Source organism: Streptomyces sp. NBC_01210, from assembly GCF_036010325.1.
Classification (GTDB): domain Bacteria; phylum Actinomycetota; class Actinomycetes; order Streptomycetales; family Streptomycetaceae; genus Streptomyces.
Genome location: NZ_CP108549.1, coordinates 8306468 through 8328524, shown reverse-complemented (window position 1 = coordinate 8328524; position 22057 = coordinate 8306468). Strand labels below are relative to the sequence as shown.

The following is a 22057-nucleotide window of genomic DNA, read 5'->3' as shown; positions in this document are numbered from 1 at the left end:
GCGGCGAACGGCGTCGGCAGGTCGCGGCCGGACGCAAACACGAGCTCGTGTTCACCGACCGGGTGCTGGTGACCCTGGTCCATCTGCGCACCCAGCTTCCGCACGCTGCGGCTCGCCGAGTTGTACGGGGTGGGCCGCTCCACCGTCAGCGAGGCCGATGGGACATCCGCCTGGCGCGTACCGCCGTGCGCGGCGCGCCACCGCTTCGCGAGAAGCTTGTCAGTTCCATGGGACGGCGAAAGGCAAAGGCAAGGAGAGCTCTCTCCTTGCCACTCTTAACGTATAGCGCGCTGGGGGGCTTGCGGCAAGACCCGGGTCGTGGCGCAGAATCGTCGGCCGATGCCACAACCTGCGGAAATGAGGGCACGACGTGCGTGTGTTGTTGTCGACGTACAGGGGACGCGGTGACGTCGAACCGGTGGTGGGACTGACAGTTTCGACAGAGCTTGAGGCGCCGGTGATTCGACCAACCAGTGCAGTGCGACGGAGCACGGCTGTCCCGGAGGTATCGCAGTGATCGAGCAGTACGTGTTGGACCTTCAAGAGGTTGACGGGATGCAGGTCGCGGTCGTTGGCGGCAAGGGCGCGCACCTGGGGGAGTTGTCGCGGATCGAAGGCATCCGCGTGCCGGGTGGGTTTTGCGTGACGACGGACGCCTTCCGGCGGATCATGGCGGAAGCGCCGTCGATCGACGATCGGCTCGTTGAGCTGTCGCGCCTGAACCCGGATGATCGGGAGGGGATCCGCACGCTCAGCGCGGAGATCCGCCGGACCATCGAAGGGATCGCCATCCCGGGCGATCTCGCGGCGGCGATCACCCGCGCGCTCGCCCGGCTCGGCGAGCAAGCCGCCTACGCCGTCCGATCCAGCGCGACGGCAGAGGACCTGCCGACGGCCTCTTTCGCGGGCCAGCAGGACACGTACCTCAACGTTGTGGGGCCTGCGGCGGTCTTGCGGCACGTCGGCCGGTGCTGGGCGTCGCTGTTCACCGAGCGGGCCGTGACCTACCGCCTGCGGAACGGCTTCGACCACCGTACGGTCCACATGGCCGTGGTCGTGCAGCAGATGGTCTCCCCGTACGCGGCGGGCATCCTGTTCACGGCCGACCCCGTCACGGGCAACCGGAAGGTCGCCACCGTGGACGCCGGCTTCGGCCTCGGCGAGGCCCTGGTCTCCGGCCTGGTGAACCCGGACGTCTTCAAGGTGCGACACGGCGAAGTCGTCGCCAAGGCGATCGCCGCCAAACAGCGTGCCGTTCACGCCCTGCCGGCCGGTGGTACGCACGAAGTGGCGATCGAGTCGCAGCGGCAGGAGCAGCCGGCGCTGACGGATGCGCAGGTCGTGCGGCTCGTGCAGCTCGGGCGGCGGATCGAAGCGCACTTCGGCAGCCCGCAGGACATCGAATGGTGCCTGGTCGACGATGGCTTCCAGATCGTTCAGAGCCGGCCGATCACGACGCTGTTCCCCATCCCCGAGAGCGGAGACCAGGACAACCACGTCTACGTCTCCGTCGGCCATGGGCAGATGATGACCGACCCCATGAAGCCCCTGGGGTTCTCCATGTGGCAGCTGACGGCGATGGTGCCGATGCACGAGGCCGGCGGGAGGCTGTTCGTCGACGTCACCCGGCGCCTGGCCTCGCCCGTGAGCCGCGCTGGCCTCCTGGAGGCCATGGGGAAGGGCGATCCGCTGATCAGGCACGCTCTGGAGACCGTCCTCGACCGCGACGGTTTCGTCCCGACGCTCCCGGACGCGGGCCCCGGCGGGCCGCCGGCCGGCGGCGCGTCCGCCCCGATCGAGACCGATCCGGCCATCGTCACCGAGCTGATAGAGCGCAGCCAGGTGTCCATCGCCGCCCTGGAGCGCGACATCCGGACGAAGACCGGACCGGCGCTGTTCGACTTCCTGCTGGAGGCCTTCAAGGAGCACAAGCAAGTCCTCAGTGATCCGCTGAGCATGCAGGCGATCATGGCGGGGATGGAGGCCACATGGTGGCTCAACGACAAGCTGCAGGAGTGGCTGGGCGAGAAGAACGCGGCCGACACGCTCACGCTGTCCGCCCCCGACAACGTCACGTCGGAGATGGGACTGGCGCTCCTCGACGTCGCCGACGCAATTCGCCCGCATCCGGACGTGGTGGCGTTTCTGCAGGGCGTCGAAGACGAGTGCTTCCTGGACGAGTTGGCGAAGCTCGCGGGCGGGACCGAAGCGCGCGACGCCATAGAGGCCTACCTCGACCGGTACGGCATGCGCTGCGTCGGCGAGATCGACATCACGAGGCCGCGTTGGCGCGAGCGCCCCACCACGCTCGTTCCCGTGATCCTCGACAACGTCAGGATCTTCGAGCCGGGCGCCGCCGAGCGGCGCTTCGAGCAAGGCCGGCAGAAGGCGCAGAAGAAGGAACAGGACGTGCTGGCACGCTTGCGGGCCCTGCCGGACGGGGACCGGAAAGCCGACGAGGCCAAGCGGATGATCGACCGGGTCAGAACCTTCATCGGGTACCGGGAGTACCCGAAGTACGGCATCGTCAGCCGCTCCTTCGTCTACAAGCGGGCCCTGCTGGCGGAGGCCGAGCGCCTCGTGCAGGCCAACGTGCTTCCTGAGAAGGAGGACATCTTCTACCTCACGTTCCAGGAACTCCACGACGTCGTGCGCTCGAACCAGGTGGATGACCAGCTCATCCAGCAGCGCAAGGACGCGTTCCGGTCGTACCACGCGCTGACGCCGCCCCGGGTGCTCACATCGGATGGTGAGGCCGTCACCGGGGCGTACCGGCGCGACGACGTGCCGACCGGCGCCCTGATCGGCGTACCGGTTTCCGCCGGGACCATCGAAGGGCGGGCCCGCGTCATCCTCGACATGGCGGAGGCCGATCTCGAAGCGGGCGACATCCTGGTCACGGCCTTCACGGACCCCAGCTGGTCGCCGCTGTTCGTCGGAATCGCGGGCCTGGTGACGGAGGTGGGCGGCCTGATGACCCATGGCGCAGTGATCGCCCGGGAGTACGGCTTGCCGGCCGTCGTGGGCGTGGAGCAGGCCACCCGGCTGATCCGGGACGGGCAGCGGATCCGCGTGCACGGAACCGACGGGTACGTCGAGATCCTGCCTTGACCGACCACACCGAGAAGCCCCATCCGTAGCTTCCGACCAAACAACGCCAAGCAGTTGATGACCACCCCACGACCGCCGCCCGCAACGCGCACACGCGGACACGACCCGTAACCGTTCTTCACTTGGGAAGTGCCTCTGTGCTACGGGGAGGCCCTCACCCCACCCGCCCGCGCCGTCAACGCTCACCCACGACCCGGATCCGGAGCGGTACTGGCGACGGCACGCTGCAGATCATCGGCCCACCGATGGTGGCCACCACTCGCTGAGCCGACGCCGTTCCGGAGACCGGCCTACCTCGCATGGACGAACCGCCTATAGCGGCTGGAGTCGGCACCTCGGACACTGAGGGTGAGCGGACGACTATTTTCGGTCAGAGGTGCGATTCGTGACGCCATGTACGAGATCGGCCGAGGCCTGCCGGGCGAGCGCTGCGCGGATCTTCTTGTCGCGAAGCCTTCGCGTGTGCCATTCATCCGGAAGTTGCCCCGTTCTAGTGGAGGATTTGCCGATCTGGCGGTGATTCCGCAAGAGAAACGACCGAAAGTGTCCTTTGTGTTTTGACTGTTGATCGGCCTGGCGGTGAAGGTCTGGTTCATGTCCCCCTCACCCCCCGTCGCATCCAGCGGTCTGCTGCGCATGCGCGACTTCCGTCTCCTGCTCGCCGGCGCCGCGGCCGGTCAAGTCGGCGCCCAGGTCACTCTGGTCGCGCTCCCGCTGGTGGCGGTTCTCGTGCTGAAGGCACCCGCGTTTCAGGTGGGACTGCTCACGGCTGCCGAGACCGCCGCGTTCCTCCTGATAGGGCTGCCTGCGGGCGCCTGGGTCGACCGGATGCGGAAACGCCCGCTGATGATCCGGTCCGATGCGGTGCGCGCCCTGGCCATGGCGAGCGTCCCGCTGGCCGCAGTCGCTCATGTACTGACGATGGCGCAGCTGTACGTCGTCGCTCTGGTCACCGGAGCGGCAACCGTCTTCTTCGACGTGGCCCATCAGAGCTACCTGCCCGAACTGCTGCCCAAGGAGCGGTTGATGGCGGGCAACGGTGCATTGGAGACGGTCCGCTCATCGGCCCACGTCGCCGGCCCGGGGATCGGCGGCGGACTCGTACAAGTACTCGGGGCCCATCTGGCGATCGTGGCCGACGCGATCGGCTACGCCGTGTCGGCGCTTTTCCTGCTGGCTATGAAGCGGCCGCCCGAGAGCCCGCCCGAGCCTGTTCCGGGCGCGTCCCTGCGCAAGGACATCGGGGAAGGCCTCCGGTTCGTCCTCGGCCACCCTTTGCTGCGCGTCATCGCCGCAACGACCGGCCTCGGCAACTTCTTCACCGCGATGCTGATGGCCACTCAGACCATCTTTCTGGTACGGGTGATCGGCCTGCAGCCGGTCGCCATCGGTCTGATGCTCTCCGTGTCCGCCGTGGGCGGACTCGTCGGTGCACTGAGCGCCGCCACGCTCGCCGGCCGCCTCGGGCAGGCCCGCATCATCTGGCTCTCCGCGCTGGCAACCGGGCCGTTCGCACTGTTGTGGCCGCTGTCCGGACGGGGAGCCACCGCCGCCCTGTTCGCCATCGGCTCCGGCGTGGTCTCCTTCGGCGCTGTTGTCTACAACGTCGCCCAGGTCAGTTTCCGTCAGACGCTCTGCCCGTCCCGACTGCTCGGCCGGATGAACGCCACACTGCGCTTTCTTGTGTGGGGCACACTGCCGCTCGGCGCGGTCGTGGGCGGTGCCGTCGCGGGCGCCTTCGGTCCGCGCGCCGCACTCTGGGCCTGCGCGATCGGCTTCCTCTTCGTACCGCTGCCGTTGCTGCTCTCCCCCCTGCGCCGCATGCGCGATCTGCCGGCCGCTCCTGACGACACGCAAGACTCGGAAGACCCGGAAGACCCGGCCGAGCGCGACACGGGCGGCCACACCGAACCCGTCGCCGTCGGCTGACTCGAAGCCCCGTTCCAGTTCCGGCCTGCCTGCCGGTCATTACTTGCTGCCGTCCCGCCCGAATGGCATGGCGCGGCGTCCGACGCGCGGCCACGACAGACACGACAGAGAGGACAACGTGCACCTCAGCATCACGGGCCAGTACCTGGCTCGCTACCAACGAATCGCCGCCGACAACAGGGAAAATGATCTGCTGCCTGTCACCGGAGCTCAGCGGCGCTTCGTCCTGGTGCGTTCCCTGGACCCCGCCGGACGGCCGGACATCGTCCCGATGTTCTTCGCCTTCCGCCGCGGCACCGTGGATTTGGTACGGCTGCGAGCGGCCGCGAATCATCTGGCCGCCCGGCACCCGGTGCTGCGCGCCCACCCGGAGGTGCTCCGCGGCACCCCCGCGCTTCGCCTGGCGGAGCCGGACGTACCGGTGGAGCGCCTCGTTCGCGCGCCCGGCGAGGACGCGGCCACCACCATGCGTCGAGCCCTGAGCGCCTGGACTGTGCAGGGCTCGCCGCTGCGGCTCTACCTGGCCGAGGACGGATCGGATGCCGAGGAAGAGGTGCTCGCGGTCGTACTGGACCACACGGCCTGCGACGGCCAGTCGCTGGCGCGCATCGTCGAGGAGCTGAGCAGCGCCTACGGCCACGGGATCGGCCCCGGAGAACTCGCGCCCGCCGACGCGGCCGCGGAACTGGCCGCCTACCGGGAAGCGGTTCAGATGCAGCTCGAGGCCGAGCAGCGCGCGGGGTCGGCCGCCGCGCTGGAGTACTGGGGCGGGCGGCTGCGCGACGTGCGCGAACGAGCCGCGCTGCCCGTGCCGCAGGCTCTCGCCCCCGGCACGCTGCCCACCGGCACGGCCGAACTGCGGCTGGCCGCTCCGGCCTCCGGCGTAACGTTCCCCGCTCTGCTCGACGCCTGTCAGGCAACGGCCCGCGTCCTGTACGGAGCCGGTCATGTGTCACCGATCGGGTACCCGTGGGGCGGCCGCCCGGCCGCCGCGGCGCCGGTGGTCGGCTGCTTCCTCAACACCGTCGTCTTCCCCGCCGGTACCGATGACGTCCCCGACGGCCCGAGCGGCGACGACCCCTTCGGCACGGCGGCGACGGCCACCGACTGGTGGGGCGACCTCGACCGGGCGGACACCCCCTTCGACGAAGTCGTGCACGCCGCCCGGTCGGCCGGGTCCCTGTGGTCGGGCCGACTGGACGGCCTGCTGACGGTCGACGACGCCCGTCGCCGTCCACCGCTGAGCCTGGGCGGAGTGGCGGGCCGCGAGGTCCACATCGACGGCCGGCACGTGCGCGCCCCGTTCGCGGTGTCCGTCACCCAGGGGCACGAACTCCACATCCGCCTGGTGTGGGACCGCCACATGCTCGACGACCACACGGCCGAGGACGGGTTCGGCGCCTTCTGCGCGGCCCTGCCCGCACCGCAGCGAGCCGACGTCACCGTCGGCTGAACGCCGCAGTCGTACGCGGAAACGACACAGCGCCGAACCGCACACGGCCGGCGCACCGCACATCCCTCAAGCGACACAGCCACAGAACCGCCCCGAAGCCACCGAGCACAGCACGGCAGGACCGCGCGATCCGCGGACCGGCCCGCGAACCCCGGGTGGGGAGCACAACCGTGCCCCGACCCGTATCCGAAGAACCCGACCCGACAACCTCAGGGATCGCCCATGCTTCCCCTCTCCTCGTCGCAGGAGATCGTCTGGCTGCACGAACAAGTGCAGCCCGGCAGCCGCGCCTACAACTTCACCGCCTCACTCGACCTGTGGGGGACGCTGGACACCGAGGCCCTGCGCCGCGGACTCACCGCCGCCCTCGACCGTCACCCCGGACTCCGCCTGGAACTCGTGGCTGTCCCCGGCGCGATGCCCGCCCAGCGGACCGCTGACGCCTGTGCGCCCCGCCTGCGCAGCGTGGATCTGACCGGGGAGGCCGACCCGGAGGCCGCGTTCGCCAAACTGCTGCGCACCGAGGCCGAGACCCCGCTCGACACGTACGAGGCGCCGCTGCTGCGCTGGACGCTGGCGCGGCTCGCCGACGACCAGCACCGGCTCATCCACGTCGAGCACCACCTGATCCACGACGGGCACTCCTTCGCGATCCTGCTGGGCGATGTCTTCACCGTCTACCGCGCCCATGTCCTCGGTGAGCCGGTCGCTCTGCCCCTCGCGACCTCGTACGCGGACCATGTACGTGCCCAGGCCGACGTCCAGGCCGACGACGTACGGGCCACGGCCCGGCAGGCGAGCCTTGAGTACTGGGCCGACGAACTGCGGGGCGCCTCCTACGACATGCCGTTGCCCGGCCTGACCCGGCCCGGCGCCCGGCGCAGGCACCACGGCGGACAGCTGCGGCAGTCGATCGGCGCGGATCTGACCCAACGGCTGCGCACCCACACCCGCGAGCGCGGCCTGACCCCGTTCTCCACGCTGCTCGGGCTCTTCGCGGAGCTCCTGCGCCGGCACAGCGGCCGCTCCCAGATGGTCGTCGGCACCGCCGTCGGCAACCGCCCGCGGGGATTCGAGGACGCCGTGGGCATGTTCGTCAACACGATCCCACTGCGGCTTCGCCTGGACCCGAAAGCCCCGGCCGAGGACACCATGGACGAGGTGACCGACACCCTCATCCGCGCTCTGCCGCATCAGGAAGTGCCGGTCCAGGAGTTGACCCGCGCACTGGCCCTGCACACCTCCGGCGCGGACAACCCCCTGTTCAGCGTGATGTTCAGCGCGCACGATGCGGCACTGCCCGAGATCGGGGTGCCAGGCCTGGACATCACCTTGTTCGAGGGGTTCAACACCGGCACCACCCGATTCGACCTCGATGTCGTCCTGCTGCCCGACGACCGGCGTGGAGTGGGCCCCCGGCACGGGGCGCCCGGCATGACGCTGGTCTGGGACTACGACGCCGATCTCTTCGGCGAGGACGTGGCGAAGCTGCTCGCCGAACGCTTCCTGGATCTGCTGCGCGCCTACCTGGACGCTCCCGCCACCGTGCTCGCCGACCTCGCCCTTCCGGCGACGGCCGGCGATCCAGCACCCGAACCGCACGCGGTCGCGCAGGGCCGGAACGCGCTCGACCCGGCCGCCGCCCACGACGCCTCGCTGCCCGCGCTGCTGATCGGGGCCCGCCGGCTCACCTACGGCGACCTCAACCGGCAGGTCACCTCCCTCGCGCAGCGGATGCGGGACGCCGGTGTGACCGCCGGTCAGCCGGTCGCCGCCGTACTGCCGCGCGGCGCCGACTCGGTGGTGACGCTGCTGGCCTGTCTGCGGACCGGAGCCGTGTACTGCCCACTCTCACCGTCCGACCCGGTCTCCCGTCTGGAGCTGCTGCTCGAGCGGCTCGGCCCGGCGCTGGTGCTGACCTCCGCCGACGCGGCGGCGACGCTGCCCGCACACCTGCCGACGGCCCGTATCGACGCCGCCGCCTTCCCCGCCGCGCGACCGGCCGATGTGGTGGCCGGCGCGGCGTACATCATCCACACCTCGGGTTCGACCGGCATACCCAAGCCCGTCGCGGTGGGCCGGGCGGCCCTGGAGAACCATCTGACCGGCGCGGCCGACCGGTTCGGCCTGGCCGCCGGTGACCGGGTGCTGCTGTTCGCCCAGCCCTCGTTCGACGTGGCGCTGGAGGAGGTCCTGCCTTCGCTGTACGCCGGCGCCTGCCTCGTCGTACCGGAGCGGGAAGTGCCCACCGGAGCAGAACTCGCCGAACTGCTGGCCGCCGCCCGGGTCACCGTCGCCAACCTCCCGACCAGTTACTTCCTCGCCACCCGCGAGGAGTTGCGGCCGGTGCTGCGCGAGCGCCGCTGGGCGCCGAGGCTGCTGGTGCTCGGCGGCGAGCGCATCCCGGCGGACGCGATGCGCGCGTTCCTCGCCGACACCGACGCCGTCGTGTTCAACGTCTACGGAGTGACCGAAGCGGCGATCAGCTCGACCGTGCACGAGATCACCCGCGAGAACCTCGCGGACGGGGCGGAGATCCCTCTTGGCACCGAACTGCCCGGCGAGCGAATCCACGTCCTGGACGCGGCGCTGCGTCCGCTGCCGGCCGGTGCGGTCGGTGAACTGGCCATCGCCGGCGCCGGTCTGGCCGAGGGGTATGTCGGCAGCCCGGAGGCCACCGCGGCCCGATTCGTACGGATCGAGGCACTGAACGGCGAGCGGGTCTATCTCACCGGCGACCTCGGCTACCGGGATCGCGAGGGGCTGTTGCACTTCTTGGGGCGCCGCGACAACCAGATCAAACTGCGGGGCTACCGCATCGAGCTGGAGGAGGTGGAGGCCGCGGCATCGGCCGTGCTCGGCGGACGTTCCTGTGCCGTCGTCCTGGACCGGGAAGCGGCCGGGGGACCGCGCCTGGTCGGCTTCCTGGAGAACTCCGACGGACAGCAGCCGTGGGACGAGCAGGCGATGCACCTCGAACTGAGCCGACGTCTGCCGAGTGCCCTCGTACCCGGTCGATGGGCGCGACTGGATGCCATGCCGACACTGCCCGGGGGCAAGCCGAACCGAGTGGCGCTGACCCGTCTGGCCGCCGAACTCGAGCCCACCGCACCGCCCGAGGAGAGGGCCACGACCGCAACCGACCCCGCGGCATTCGCCGATCCGTCACTGGCGCTGCTCGCCGAGGGCTGGCGCGAGGTGCTTGGCCACAGTCGGTTCACCGGTGCGTCCCACTTCTTCCGGACCGGCGGACACTCGCTGCTCGCCGCGCGGCTGGCGGCCTGGCTGGAACCCCGCATCGGCGCACGGCCGCCGTTGCGGCTGCTCTTCCAGAACCCGGTCCTGTCCGACCAGGCACGCGCCCTTGGCGCGCTCTCCGCGCCGACCGTTGCCGCCCACACCGCTACCACCACGCCGACGGAGTCGTGATGACCAAGATGCTGAGTGACACGCCGACGGGGGCCACACCGATGACCGGGCGTTCTGCCGAGCCGATGGCCGAGCGGACCTCCGAGCTGATGAACGACCGTCAGGCCCACCTGCCGAGCGTCGTACACGGTGCCCCCCTTTCCCAAGCCACCGCCGCCGGAGTGCTCTCCCGCTACGAGGAATGGGTACGCCGCAGTCCCGAGGCCCCCGCCGTGGTCGACGGGACTCGTACCTGGAGCTACCGGCAGCTGGACGAGGCGGCCGACGACGTCTTTCGCGCCCTCAGCGACCGGGTCCGCCCGGGTGACCTGGTCGGCGTCTGCCTCGACCGCTCGGCGGCGCTGGCCGTGACCGCGATCGCCCTCGCCCGGATCGGAGCGGTCTATCTCCCGCTGGGCCCCCGCCCCGGTGAGCGCCGCATCGACGCGGTCACCGAGGACGTCGCCGTGGTCTGCCTGATCGGGGACCCCACCGTGCTGCCCGCCCGCCATCAGGCCGCCGAGCAGATCGCGCTGCCGCTGCCGGGAGGGGGGACGAACGCCGCCCCGCAGGCCGTCGCGGCGTTCGCCCCTCCCGCTGCGAGTGCGCGCCCGGCTCCGCAGGAAGCCTTCTACGCCGTGCTGACCTCCGGCTCCACCGGGCCGCCGAAGGCTGTCGCCGTCGCGGAACCCGCTCTGTCCGCACTGCTGGACTGGTACCGCACCGAGACCGGCCTGGCGCCCGGGGACCGGCAGTCAATGCTGATCGGCGTCGCGTTCGACCCGCATGTGATGGAGTTGTGGGCCGGTCTGACGTCCGGCGCGGCTCTGGTTCCCGCTCCGGACGCTGTTCGCTGGGACCCGGCCGAACTCACCGCATGGTGGCGCGACGCCGCCGTGACGGTGTGCGTCGTGGCCACTCCGATGGCCGAACCGGTGCTGGACCGGACCTGGCCCCAGGACCTCGAACTGCGTCACCTCGTTGTCGGCGGCGACCGGATGCGCCGACGCCCAGGTGCGGATGTGACCGCCACGGTGCACAACGCGTACGGGCCGGCCGAGGCCACCGTCGTCACCACCACTCACGCCATGCGCGCCACGGACCACGACGCGGGCGACGAGACAGCGCCGTCGATCGGAACTCCGATCCCGGGCGCCACGGTCGTCGTCACCGCTGCGGACGGCCGTGTCGCCGCCCGCGGTGAGGCCGGCGAACTGTGCATCGGCGGCACCTGCCTGGCAGTCGGCTATCTGGACCCGGAGCTGACGGCACGGCGATTCACCGCCCCGCCCCCGGGACTCGACGCGGGGCGGACAGACCGTGTGTACCGCACCGGGGACCGGGTGCGGATGCTGGACGACGGCAGACTCGAGTTCCTCGGCCGTCTCGACGATCAGGTGAAGATCAGCGGAGTACGGATCGAACCGGCCGAGGTCGAGGCCGCGCTCGAACAGAACCCGTCGGTGCGCAGCGCGGTCGTCACCGCGCCCCGTTCCGCCGACGGCAGCGCCCGCCTGGTGGCGTACGTCCTCGCATCCGACGGAGCGAGTGCTGACGAGCTGCTGTCCGCGGTACGGGCCTGGCTGCCCGAGCAGGCCGTGCCCTCGGCCGTGCGGATCCTGGACGCCTTCCCACTTGACGCCAACGGCAAGGTCGACCGTGCCCAACTGCTGAAGCGTGCTTCGGCCCCCACGCAGCCGATCGCCGCCGACAGCGCCACTGCCGACAACGGCGATTCGCACGACGGCGCAACGGAGAGCGAGCGACTGGTCCTGCGGGTGGTGCGCGACCTGCTGGACAGCCCCGGTACCGAACTGGGCGACAACTTCACCGAGGCCGGCGGAACCTCGCTCGTCGCCTCGCGCCTGCTGACCGTGATCGAGCAGGAGACCGGAGTGCGGCTGCGCGCACCGGAGTTGCTCCGTCAGCCCGACCTTCGGGCAGTCGCGGCCGTACTCGACGAGCGCCGCGCCGCCGTCGGACCGGCGGTGGCCTGAGATGGCGACCGTCCTGGCGAACACCCCCGACCACAGGAAGGAAAGCCCCGTGCCGGCTGACCGCACACCGTCCGCGTACGCCTCCGGCCTGCCCGCCCTGGTGGCGCGGCATGCCGAGCAGACCCCGCAGGCCCTGGCCGTGATGGACGGCGACACCACACTGACGTACGCGCAGCTGGTCACCTCCGCCCGCGCTCTGGCCGCACACCTGCACGACCATGGCGTCCGCCCCGGCGACCGGGTGGCGCTGCTGGTGCCGCGATCGGCCCGCACGCTCGTCGCGCAGCTCGCGCTGTGGTGGGCAGGTGCTGCGTGCGTGCCGCTCGATCCGGCACACCCGCGTCCGCGTACCGAAGCCATGCTCGCCACCGCCGGGGCGACACTGACCGTCGGAGACAGCAAGCTGCTCGAATCCGCGGCCCCCACGGGCGCCACCCTGGCGCTGCCCGACGCTCCACTGCTGACCGGCGCCGAGCTGCCCGCGGTGGAGCCCGGCCCCAACGCGACGGCGCTCGTCCTGTTCACCTCGGGGTCCACCGGCCTTCCCAAGGGCGTGACGGTCACCCACGGCGGTATCGCCCAACTGGTCACCGCTCCGCAGTACGCCACCGTCACCGCCCGCGACCGGGTGCTGTTCCACTCGCCGACCACCTTCGACGCCTCGACCTTCGAGGTGTGGTCGGCCCTCGCCAACGGAGCCGCCGTGGTGGTGTGCACCGCCGAGCGGCCCTCCTTCGAGGATCTGGCCCAGCAGGTGGAGCGGCACGGCGTGACCGTGGCGTTCTTCACCACGGCGCTGTTCCACCAGCTGGCTGCCCGCCGCTCCCGGGTGTTCTCGGTGCTCCGCACGGTGGTGGTGGGAGGCGAGGCAATGGCCGCCCAGCATGCCCGGGCGGTGCTGCGCGCGTTTCCCTGGCTGGAGTTGGTCAATGGCTACGGGCCGACGGAGACGACGACATTCGCGACGGCGCACAGGGTCACCGATGCGGACTGCGACGGCCCGGTGCCGATCGGCCGCCCGGTCGCCGGTGCCGTCACACACGTCCTGGACGGGACCGGGCAGCCGGTCGCGCCGGGCGAACACGGTGAACTGTGGATCGGCGGCAGCCGTCTGGCAGGCGGATACGCGGGACGGCCGGAGCTGACCGCCGAACGCTTCGTGGACCATGCGTCGCTGGGCCGCCTGTACCGCTCCGGCGACCTGGTCTCGGGGCGCCCGGACGGAGTTCTGGACTTCCACGGCCGCGTCGACGACCAGGTCAAGGTCCGCGGATTCCGCATCGAGCCGGGCGAGGTCGAGCACATCCTGCGCGAGCAGGCGGAGGTGGACGACGCCGCTGTGACCGTGCGGCGGCCCGCAGCGGACGACGCCCGCCTGGCCGCCTTCGTCGTAGCCGCTCCCGGCCCGGTACCTCGTGCCGAGACACTGAGGGCGCGGCTCGCCGAACAGCTGCCCGCCCATCTGGTCCCCGACGAGCTGACCCTCGTGGAGCGGCTGCCCCTGACGGTCTCCGGCAAGGTGGACCGGCGCGCGCTCACTGCTCTTCACTGCACCGCCGACGCCGAAGGCGCCACCCAGGCGCTGACTCCGATCGAGCAGGCCGTCGCCGAGGTGTGGAGCCGCAGCCTGGGCTGCGAAGTGAACCGGCCGGACGCCGACTTCCTCGCCTGCGGCGGCCACTCCCTGCTCGCTCTGGTCGTCACGGACGACCTGCGCGAGGAGCTCGGAGTGGAACTGTCCCTGCCCGACTTCTTCGCCGCCCCCACGGTGGCCGGACAGGCCGCCCTCGTCGAGCGCGCCCTGCTGGCCAACCACAGCGATCTCCACCTCGACGCGCCGGAGGACACCGATGGCCACTGACAGCACCCCCGGCTCTGTCACGCTGCAGGAAGAACTGCTGCGCAGGGCCCGGGCCCGCGCCGGCACCCGCCCGGCCGCCCCGGTCCCCACAGCCGTCCACGCCCAGGGGCCCGCCCCGCTCTCCCACGCCCAGCGCCGGATGTGGCTGATGGACCGCCTCGGCCAGGGAGGCTCGCTCTACAGCGTGCCCTTCGCCACCCGGCTGCACGGGCCGCTCGACGTGGACGCCTTCGCCGTCGCACTCACCACGCTCGTACGACGCCACGCCGTCTTGCGCACCCGTTACGGTCAGCGCGGCGACGAGCCGTACCAGGAGACGCTTCCCGCGCCCGGCACGATCGCCGTACCGGTGGTGGACGTCGACGGCGACGGCGCGCAGACGCTCGCCGCGGAGGCGCGCCGTCCGTTCGACCTGGCTGCGGGTCCCCTGCCGCGTGCCCTGGTGCTGCGGCACGGCCCCCAGGACCACACCGTGCTGCTGACCTTCCACCACATCACCATCGACGGCGGGTCGCTGGGGACCGTCGCCGACGAACTGACCCAGCTGTACGCAGCCGCCGTGGACGGACGCCCTCACGAACAGCCGGAGCCGCCGCAGTACCCGGACTACGCGCGCCGCGAGCACGCGGCGGCCGGCCGCCTCGATGCGGGACTGGGGCACTGGACCCGCCGGCTCGCCGGAGCCGTACCACTGCGGCTGCCCCGGCCCGCGCACCCTTCCGCCGGCCTGGGCACGCGTGCCGTCGCCCGCACCACGAAGCTGGACGCCTCGGTGCTGTCTGCACTGCGAGAGCTGGGCAGGCAGCACCGGGCCACCCTCTTCACGGTGTCCCTCGCCGCAGCCTTCGCCGCGCTGCAGCGGTTCACCGGCGAGGACGACCTGGTCATCGGCTGCGCCGGCACCCACCGCGAGGGGGCGGCCATGCGCGGTCTCGTCGGACTGTGCGTCAATACCCTTCCGGTACGTGTGAACCTGTCCGGCGACCCGGAGTTCGGGATCCTTGTGGACCGGGTGCGGGACGCGTTGCTGGAGGCCCAGGAGCACCGGGACGTTCCCTTCGACCTGATCCTGGAGCGGCTCGGCGCCGCCGCGCGGGACGCCGACGGCACGCCGCTGGTGCGGGTCACCGCGGACGTCCTGCGGGAGCCCACGGCGCTCCCGCTGCCCGGCACCGTCGCCGAGCCCGTCGAAGTCGGCCTCGGTGAAGCCAAGTTCGACCTGTCGTTCGGCCTCATGGACACCGACGAGCCCGCCTGCCTGGTCCAGTACGGTCAGGCAGCGCTGGCGACGGAGGCGGGAGACCAGCTGGCAGACGCCTTCGCCGACCTGCTGGCCGCAGTCGCCGTCGACCCGGAACTGACACTGTCACGGCTGCCCGGCCGGCCGTGGGCGGTCCCGGCCGACGACGAGTGCCATCCGGCCGAGACCCGGCTGCGGACGCATCCGCGGGTGAGCGATGCGGCAGTGCCGCAGCCGACGACCGGACCGCTGATCGCCTATGCCGTCCTGCGGGAGACCGGGGGCCCCTCGCCCGCCGAGTTGCGGACCCATCTCCGGTCCGCCCTCGCCCGGGAACTCGTCCCGGCCGCGGTGACACTGCTGGACGCGATGCCGCGGAACGCCGACGGCGCACTGGATGCCGATCGGCTGCCCGGCGCGGCATCAGCCTCCGCCCTGCACGGGGACCGTGCGCACGCGGTGACGGCGGCGTTCACCGCTTTGCTGGGCCGGACCCCGGCGCCGGACGACGACTTCTTTGTCCTTGGTGGCCATTCCCTGATCGCCGTGCAGCTTGCGGAGCGCTTGCGCACCGGGCTCAGGCTGCCGCTGACCGGTCTCGATGTGATGCAGAACCGGACACCGCGCGCACTCGCCGCGCTGCTCGACGCGCGTGAAACGGAACGCGCGGCGGCGGCCTGGACGGCTCCGCCGGTGTCACGTAGCCGGCGGGCACGCGAGGGCACCGTGCTGGTGACGGGCGGCACGGGCGGCGTGGGAGCGTTCCTCCTGCGCGAACTCGCCGCCCAGGGCAGGCCGGTGCTCGCGCTGGCCCGTCCCGAGTCGGCACATCTGGTGGCCGGGGACGGTGTGGACGTCGTCGAGGGTGATCTGACCGACCTGGACGGCCTGCGCGCCGCCGTGGAGAGTGCGGACGCGGTGATCCACGCCGCCTGCACCTTCACCCGTCCCGAGGTGGACGTGGCGGCGATGGAAGCGATGGTCGACGCCTGGCACAGCGGCCCGTTCGTCTTCGTCAGCAGCGTGGACGCCTATGGACGCCCCACGGAGCCGTGGGTGGCCGAGGAGTCGGCCTCCCAACAGCCGTTGAGCGCGTACGGACAGGCGAAGCTCGACTGCGAACGGATGCTGATGCGGGCAGCCGGCACCGGGGGCCGGGGCGGGGCCAGCGTCGTACGCTCGCCCATCGTGTGGGGTCCGCACGACCGGCTGCGCGATCAGTTGCGCTGGGGCGCGACCGGGTTGCTCTATCAGGCTGCCCTCGCCGGAAAGCCGATCGCCCTCCCACGCCCCGGCACCGCCGGGCGCGACTGGTACGGCGCTCCGTGGGTCCACGCGGCTGCCCTGGCCCGAGCTGTGACCGCCTGCCTGGCCACGCCCGTCCACGGCGTGGCCAACGCCGTGAGCGGTCACGTCGCGTGGCAGGATCTCGCCGCCGAGCTGCGTACGCTCCTCGCCGGCGACAGTGAGATCCAGCTCGCCGAGCGGGTGCATCCGGACCTCGACCACCCTTGGCACTACCGCGCGGACCGGCTGGCCACCGCACTGCGCGAACAGCCCGGGGAGGACTGGCAGTCCGTACTCGCTGCGATGGTCGACGCCTCCCAGGCCTGAGCGCCCGGGAGAGCGGGCCACGCGATCAGCCCCCGGCGCGAGCCGGGGGCTGATCGCGTCCGTGCCAGGCGCACCGGGCACGGACCGGCAGGTATGCCTCCGCACAGTCCACGAATGCACGGCGGCACAGCGATTCCTGGCCGGAACGTGCAATCGACGCTCGGAACCGGACCGTGGTGCATCCCCACTCCTGAACCACCAACGTCCAGGGCAGTGGCACAACAACCGCCACTGCCCTCCCCGCCATGCCCGCCCCGCGCGTATCAACAGACCGTCCCGGGACCGAACCGCCGCAATACCTCGAAGGGGTGATCCCCGATGTTCGAGTGCTCGTCGATGCAGACAGATCAGCCGTCCCTTGACCTTCACCAGTCACTAGAACATGCGTCCATGATCTGCCCCCGATCCACCCGTGACGGGACGCGATCGGCACCGTTCTTAGAGCACCTGTACTCATCGCCCACCCTTCTGGAGGAATTGTGATTCCCGTGCCCATCCCTGTGAATGGCCCTGCCGTGTTCGAACAGCAGCGGGCGGCCCGCTGGTCCCTGCGCCCCTTCGGGCGCATGTTTGACGCTGCCGCTCACGGTCTCCGCCGCTCATCACGACCGGATACGAGGTGGGGGGCATGAGCGAGCCGATTGGCCCGAAACCCTTCCCGGGTCCGCGGGTGGAGGTGCCCACACCTCGCCATGAACCGCTACCCCTCCCGCCGATGACTGTGCCTGCGGGTCCGGTGGACGGTGACATCACCGATGAGCTCGAAGAGGCGTACTGGTCGGTCTACGACGGCGCAGCGGCCAAGGCGACTGTGGGCCAGGTCCTCGTGCGCCTGCCGCGGATCGTGCGGCAGATCGGCCGGCTGGCGTGGCAGGCCGACCGCGTGGCGACTGCTGCCGTGTTCGTCCTTCAGCTGGCTTCTGCGGCGATGTCCGCCTTCGGTCTGGTGGCGTCGGTAGCTGTGCTCCACGAGCTGTTCGCCCAGGGGCCAACGCCGGACAAGGTGCACTCCGCCGTGCCACAAATCCTGCTCGTGGTGGCGTTCCTGTCGGCCCGGGCGCTCCTTGAGGCCGGGGTCGCCGTTGCCCAGGCGCGGGTGACGCCTAAGATCCGCACCGCACTGGAAAGCGACTTCCTCCGGCTGACCGCGCACGTCCGGCTCGATGCCGTCGATGACGCCGACTGGCACGACGACGCCTACCGTGCCAACGACCGCGGTCTGTTCTTCGCGAGGCAGATCGTTGGCCAGGTGGTCTCCCTGGCCTCCGCCCTCCTCGGGCTGATCGGCACGGCCGGCGTCCTCACCGTCCTGCACCCTCTCCTGCTCCCACTGCTTCCCTTGTCCGTCCTGCCCGTGGGCGCCGCGGCGGTCCGCACCGCCCGGGCGCGCTTCCACTCCTTCAAGCGGTGGAACGCCCTTCAGCGCCGGGTGCGAGTGTTCTCGTGGTTGCTGCTGGACCGGGACTCGGCCGCCGAACTGCGCTCCGACACGGCGCAGAGCGCCCTGCTCGATGAACACCACCGCCTGACCACGCGCATCGCCGACGAGGACACCCGGCTCGGCGTGAGTTCCGCCCTGCTGACGCTGGGTGGCCGGGCGCTCGGGGGCATCGGGACCGGCATCACATACACCGCGCTGGGCGCGATGCTGATCGCCGGGTGGCTTCCCCTGGCGGCCGGCGCGGGCGCGGTTCTGGCGATCCAGGCCGGCCAGAGCTCCCTGACTCGGTTCGTGGACGTGGCCCACCTTGTCTATGAGCACGCGATGTGGGTGACGGACCTGCTGGAGTTCCAAGAGCGCTGCCGCAGGCTACAGCCCCGTCGTCGCGAGTTGACCGCACCCGAGACCGTGAAGACCATCACGCTGCAGGACGTCACCTACACCTACCCCGGCAAGGACGCCCCCGCCCTGGACCGTGTGTCGATGACCTTGCAGGCCGGGCAGACCGTCGCGTTCGTCGGCGGCAACGGCTCAGGCAAGAGCACCTGTTCGCGTCTGATCGCCGGGCTCTACGACCCGGATACCGGCTCGGTGCGGTGGGACGGCGTGGACGTGACGGACATGGACGCCGAGTCCCTGCAGGCCCGGGTCTCGATGGTGCTGCAGGACCCGCTCCACTTCCCTTTCAGCGCGCTGGCGAACCTGACGATCTCCCGCGGCACGCTCACCCGAGCCGATCCGCAGCAGGCCCTGGATGCTGCGGAAGCCTCCGGTGCCGACACCGTGATCGCCGGTCTACCCGGCACCTGGGCGGCGCTGCTGTCCAAGCGGTTCCGCGGCGGACAGGAACTGTCCGCCGGCCAGTGGGCGAAGATCGCCGTCGCCCGCGGCCTGTACAAGAACGCCCCCGCGCTGCTGCTGGACGAGCCGACCGCGAGCATGGACCCGAAAGCCGAACACGCCGTCTACCAGGCGGTCTTGGGTGGCAAGCGCAGGGCGGACCAGATCACGGTGCTCATCTCGCACCGGCTTGCGAGCGTCGTGGAGTGCGATCGCATCTACGTCTTCGACGGCGGCCGGATCACCGAATCCGGCTCCCACCGGGAGCTGATGGACCTCGGCGGCGCCTATGCGGAGATGTTCACCCTTCAGGCAGCGGGCTACCGCGCCCCGACGACCGCGGACAAGGAGGAGGTATGAGGACCCCTCTGCCGGACGGGGAGTCCCGCCCAGCCGGTGCTGCCTCCTCGCATGACCCTCTGAGCGCGCCGGGAGGCGTGCGCGGTGGGCGGTCGTTGTGGCGGCACCGCGCCTTCCGGCTCTACCTCACGGGCCAGGCCGCGAGCGTTGCGGGCACCTCGGTGAGCCAGGCTCGACTCCGAGGGCGCCGTACCCAGGATCCAGCTCTTCTTCATGGCGAGCAGTTGGGCCGGCGAGCCGCAGCTGCTGGAGCCCGACCTCTGCACCGAGTGGAAGTGGTGGCCGCGCCACGCCCTCCCCCACCCGACCGTGAGCTACACCCGAGCTGCGATCGACGGCATCGCCCGCGGCCACGCCTACACCCAGCTCGGCTGGCCCTCATGACCACCAGTATCTGAAGGGAGATCACCGTGAACGCCGACACCGTCAACTCATCCACCTGGCACGAGTACGGAGCCCACCACTTACGAGCACAGACCCCGCTCCCGGCGGCCGAACGGGTCAACTGGGGCTTTTGGAAGAACGGCCCCGGATCAGAGGTCCTGGGCGACCTCACCGGCGTCCGCACACTCGATCTGTGCTGTGGCGCCGGCCGCTTCGCCGCCCACCTCGTCCGCGACCACGGCGCGAGCATCGACGCGGTCGACACCATCACCGCTCCCGAGAACAGCGGGAACCTGGCCTCATGTCGCCTCATCCGCGCTCGGCTGCGAAAGGACTCAGCCGATGACCGGAGCTGAACCAAGGCCCCGATTCGCGGCTCCGGTCGACGTCCACCTGATCCTGCGCCGCAGCAGCCCCGGCGGGGACGAGGTGTTACTGTCCCGCCGAGCCGGATCCGTGTACGCCAGCGGGCTGCTGCACCTGCCGTCCGGGCACGTCGACGGAGCGCACGAGGACGTCGTGGACGCGGTGATCCGGGAGGCGCGGGAAGAGACCGGTGTGCTCATCGACCGGGCGGACGTGCGGGCCGCGGTCACCGTCCACCACCGCAGCCCGGCCGGCGGTGCCCGCATCGGGTTCTTCCTGGAAGCTGTCCGCTGGCAGGGGACGCCGGAGATCCGCGAGCCGCAGCTGTGCAGCGAGATGTCCTGGGTACCGCTCGACGCTCTGCCGGACGACATGGTCGCCTACTGCCGCGCCGGCCTTGACGCTTACCGGCACGGAGGCGGCACGACCGTGCACTTCCAGCAGCCTGACGATCCGATCGCCTTCGACCGGGGCGCCGACCGGCTCCAGCTTCTGCCCGCAGCCGAGGATCGGGGTGCCGGATTGGAGGCGGGACTGCGGGCGTTCGCCGAGCAGGCCGTCGGTCGCTTGGCCGTTGTCGCCTATGCGTCGTGGTTGCGGGAGGGCAGCAGGGTGTGGCGGCTGACCGGCATCGGGGGCGGGACGTGGTTTCTCAAGCAGCACCGTTCCGCGCGATTCCACCAGCGTGAAGTGGGCGCATATCGGGAGTGGGTGGGGACGCTCGGTGCTCGGGCGCCTCGCCTGGTGGCTGTTGATGCGGAACAGGGAGCCGTCGTGATCACCGCGCTGGAGGGGCGCAGCCTGCACGGTCTGTCCCTTGATCCCGCTCGCGAGCGGGAGGTGCGGCGTCGGCTCGGCGCTCTGACGGCCGACTTTCACCACGGCGCCCCGTCGCGGCCCGCGCTTGAGCGGGGGCCGTCCCCGGCGGACAAGCTGGAGCGGCATCTCGCCGTCGCGCGGTCGTTCCTGGCCGACGGCGACGAGGAACGGCTGCACGCCACCGCCCGCAGGTATGCCGCGCTTGGGCCGGCGGAACTGGTGCCCACCCATGGCGACCTCCAGTACCGCAACGTGCTCCTCGGGGACGGCGACGAGGTGAGTGTCGTCGACTTCGAGCGGGCCGAGTACGCCACCGCCACCCGCGATCTCGTGCGGCTCAGCGATGTCTGGGACGGCCGGCCCGACCTGCGCGAGGCGTTCCTGGCCGGATACGGACGCCCGTTCACCGCCGTGGAGGAAGAACGGATGGAATGCGAAGCGGCCTTCGACGCGCTGTCCGGTCTCGGCTACGGCCACACCCATGGAGACCCCGAGGTCGCCGAACGTGGGCAGCGCACGCTGGCCCGCCTGCGGAAGAACCCCCGCTCGTAAAACCACAAGCGCAAAGGAGCAGCCAGTTGGGATACGTACGGCAGGACGAATGGAACCACCACTACGCCGAAGGCAAGGGCTTCCGGCAGCTCGGAGATGCCGAACGGGACCTGCTCGCCGAGCATGTGCCCGCCCCGCACGGTGGCCGGGCCCTGGATGTCGGCTGCGGCCTGGGTGAACTCGCCGTATTCCTAAGGTCGGTGGGGTACACGGTCGATGCGGTGGACTACGCCGACAGCGCCCTGTCCCGGGCCGGCGCCGACTGCCCGGGCGATGTGCGGCTTCTGCACCTGGACATCGAGCGCGACGACCTCGATGACCTCAGCAACGACGGCTACGACCTGATCACCTTCCGGCTCGCGTATCCGTTCTTGCGCGACCGCACCCGGGTCATGCACGACCTCGGGCTGCGGCTGCGCCGTGGCGGCGCGGTTGTCGTCATCACTCCCCTCGCCGATGCCGTGTCCGAGGACAAGCGCGACATCGCGCTGGACGAGTCCGAGATCGGCTTGCTGTCGGCCGGCTGGGGACGGGTACTGCGGCTGGGGGCGGACGGCATGGCCGTGCTCGTCCTGCGCGGGCCCTGCCACACCGATACCGAGCCGGTGAAGAAGCACTCCCCCAGCTCGCACGCCCAGACCGGGGCCCTCGCCGACGTCACCGACGACAGCGGCGGTGTCCT

The 22057-nt window shown here is 71.1% G+C and carries 11 protein-coding genes and 1 pseudogene; all 12 read left to right on the top strand.

What is annotated here, in order from left to right:
• Positions 1–513: 513 nt before the first annotated feature.
• Positions 514–3111, top strand: coding sequence for a rifamycin-inactivating phosphotransferase (gene rph, locus OG735_RS37455; protein WP_327327597.1), 2598 nt, complete (start codon positions 514–516; stop codon positions 3109–3111).
• A 594-nt stretch (positions 3112–3705) separates the two neighbouring features.
• Positions 3706–5040, top strand: coding sequence for an MFS transporter (locus OG735_RS37450; protein ID WP_327327596.1), 1335 nt, complete (start codon positions 3706–3708; stop codon positions 5038–5040).
• Between the two features lie 118 nt (positions 5041–5158).
• Positions 5159–6493 (top strand): condensation domain-containing protein, encoded by a 1335-nt coding sequence (locus OG735_RS37445; RefSeq protein WP_327327595.1) that lies wholly within the window; start codon positions 5159–5161, stop codon positions 6491–6493.
• A 222-nt stretch (positions 6494–6715) separates the two neighbouring features.
• Positions 6716–9922, top strand: a complete 3207-nt coding sequence (locus OG735_RS37440; RefSeq protein ID WP_327327594.1) for a non-ribosomal peptide synthetase — start codon at positions 6716–6718, stop codon at positions 9920–9922.
• Positions 9922–11898: a non-ribosomal peptide synthetase gene (locus OG735_RS37435; protein ID WP_327327593.1), complete on the top strand. Its 1977-nt coding sequence runs from the start codon at positions 9922–9924 to the stop codon at positions 11896–11898. The genes OG735_RS37440 and OG735_RS37435 overlap by 1 nt, the downstream gene beginning before the upstream one ends.
• Positions 11899–11947: 49 nt before the next feature.
• Positions 11948–13759, top strand: coding sequence for a non-ribosomal peptide synthetase (locus tag OG735_RS37430; RefSeq protein ID WP_327327592.1), 1812 nt, complete (start codon positions 11948–11950; stop codon positions 13757–13759).
• The gene (locus tag OG735_RS37425) at positions 13749–16613 is read left to right on the top strand and encodes a condensation domain-containing protein (RefSeq protein ID WP_327327591.1); all 2865 of its coding nucleotides are present in this window, start codon (positions 13749–13751) and stop codon (positions 16611–16613) included. The genes OG735_RS37430 and OG735_RS37425 overlap by 11 nt, the downstream gene beginning before the upstream one ends.
• 715 nt (positions 16614–17328) lie before the next feature.
• On the top strand, positions 17329–19254 hold the full coding sequence (locus OG735_RS37420) for an ABC transporter ATP-binding protein (protein ID WP_327327590.1): 1926 nt from the start codon (positions 17329–17331) through the stop codon (positions 19252–19254).
• A 213-nt stretch (positions 19255–19467) separates the two neighbouring features.
• Complete coding sequence (locus OG735_RS37415) at positions 19468–19638, top strand: hypothetical protein (RefSeq protein WP_327327589.1); 171 nt, start codon at positions 19468–19470, stop codon at positions 19636–19638.
• Positions 19639–19664: 26 nt separating this feature from the next.
• The gene (locus tag OG735_RS37410) at positions 19665–19994 is read left to right on the top strand and encodes a class I SAM-dependent methyltransferase (protein ID WP_327327588.1); all 330 of its coding nucleotides are present in this window, start codon (positions 19665–19667) and stop codon (positions 19992–19994) included.
• On the top strand, positions 19981–21375 hold the full coding sequence (locus OG735_RS37405) for a phosphotransferase (protein ID WP_327327587.1): 1395 nt from the start codon (positions 19981–19983) through the stop codon (positions 21373–21375). The genes OG735_RS37410 and OG735_RS37405 overlap by 14 nt, the downstream gene beginning before the upstream one ends.
• 125 nt (positions 21376–21500) lie before the next feature.
• Positions 21501–21785 (top strand): annotated as a pseudogene (locus OG735_RS37400) (class I SAM-dependent methyltransferase); the annotation flags it as partial.
• Between the last annotated feature and the right edge of the window lie 272 nt (positions 21786–22057).

Coding starts and splice junctions, on each gene's coding strand:
- OG735_RS37435 (WP_327327593.1), top strand. CDS start 9,922: ATGACCAAGATGCTGAGTGACACGCCGACGGGGGCCACACCGATGACC.
- OG735_RS37405 (WP_327327587.1), top strand. CDS start 19,981: ATGACCGGAGCTGAACCAAGGCCCCGATTCGCGGCTCCGGTCGACGTC.
- OG735_RS37415 (WP_327327589.1), top strand. CDS start 19,468: ATGGCGAGCAGTTGGGCCGGCGAGCCGCAGCTGCTGGAGCCCGACCTC.
- OG735_RS37450 (WP_327327596.1), top strand. CDS start 3,706: ATGTCCCCCTCACCCCCCGTCGCATCCAGCGGTCTGCTGCGCATGCGC.
- OG735_RS37425 (WP_327327591.1), top strand. CDS start 13,749: ATGGCCACTGACAGCACCCCCGGCTCTGTCACGCTGCAGGAAGAACTG.
- OG735_RS37420 (WP_327327590.1), top strand. CDS start 17,329: ATGACTGTGCCTGCGGGTCCGGTGGACGGTGACATCACCGATGAGCTC.
- OG735_RS37440 (WP_327327594.1), top strand. CDS start 6,716: ATGCTTCCCCTCTCCTCGTCGCAGGAGATCGTCTGGCTGCACGAACAA.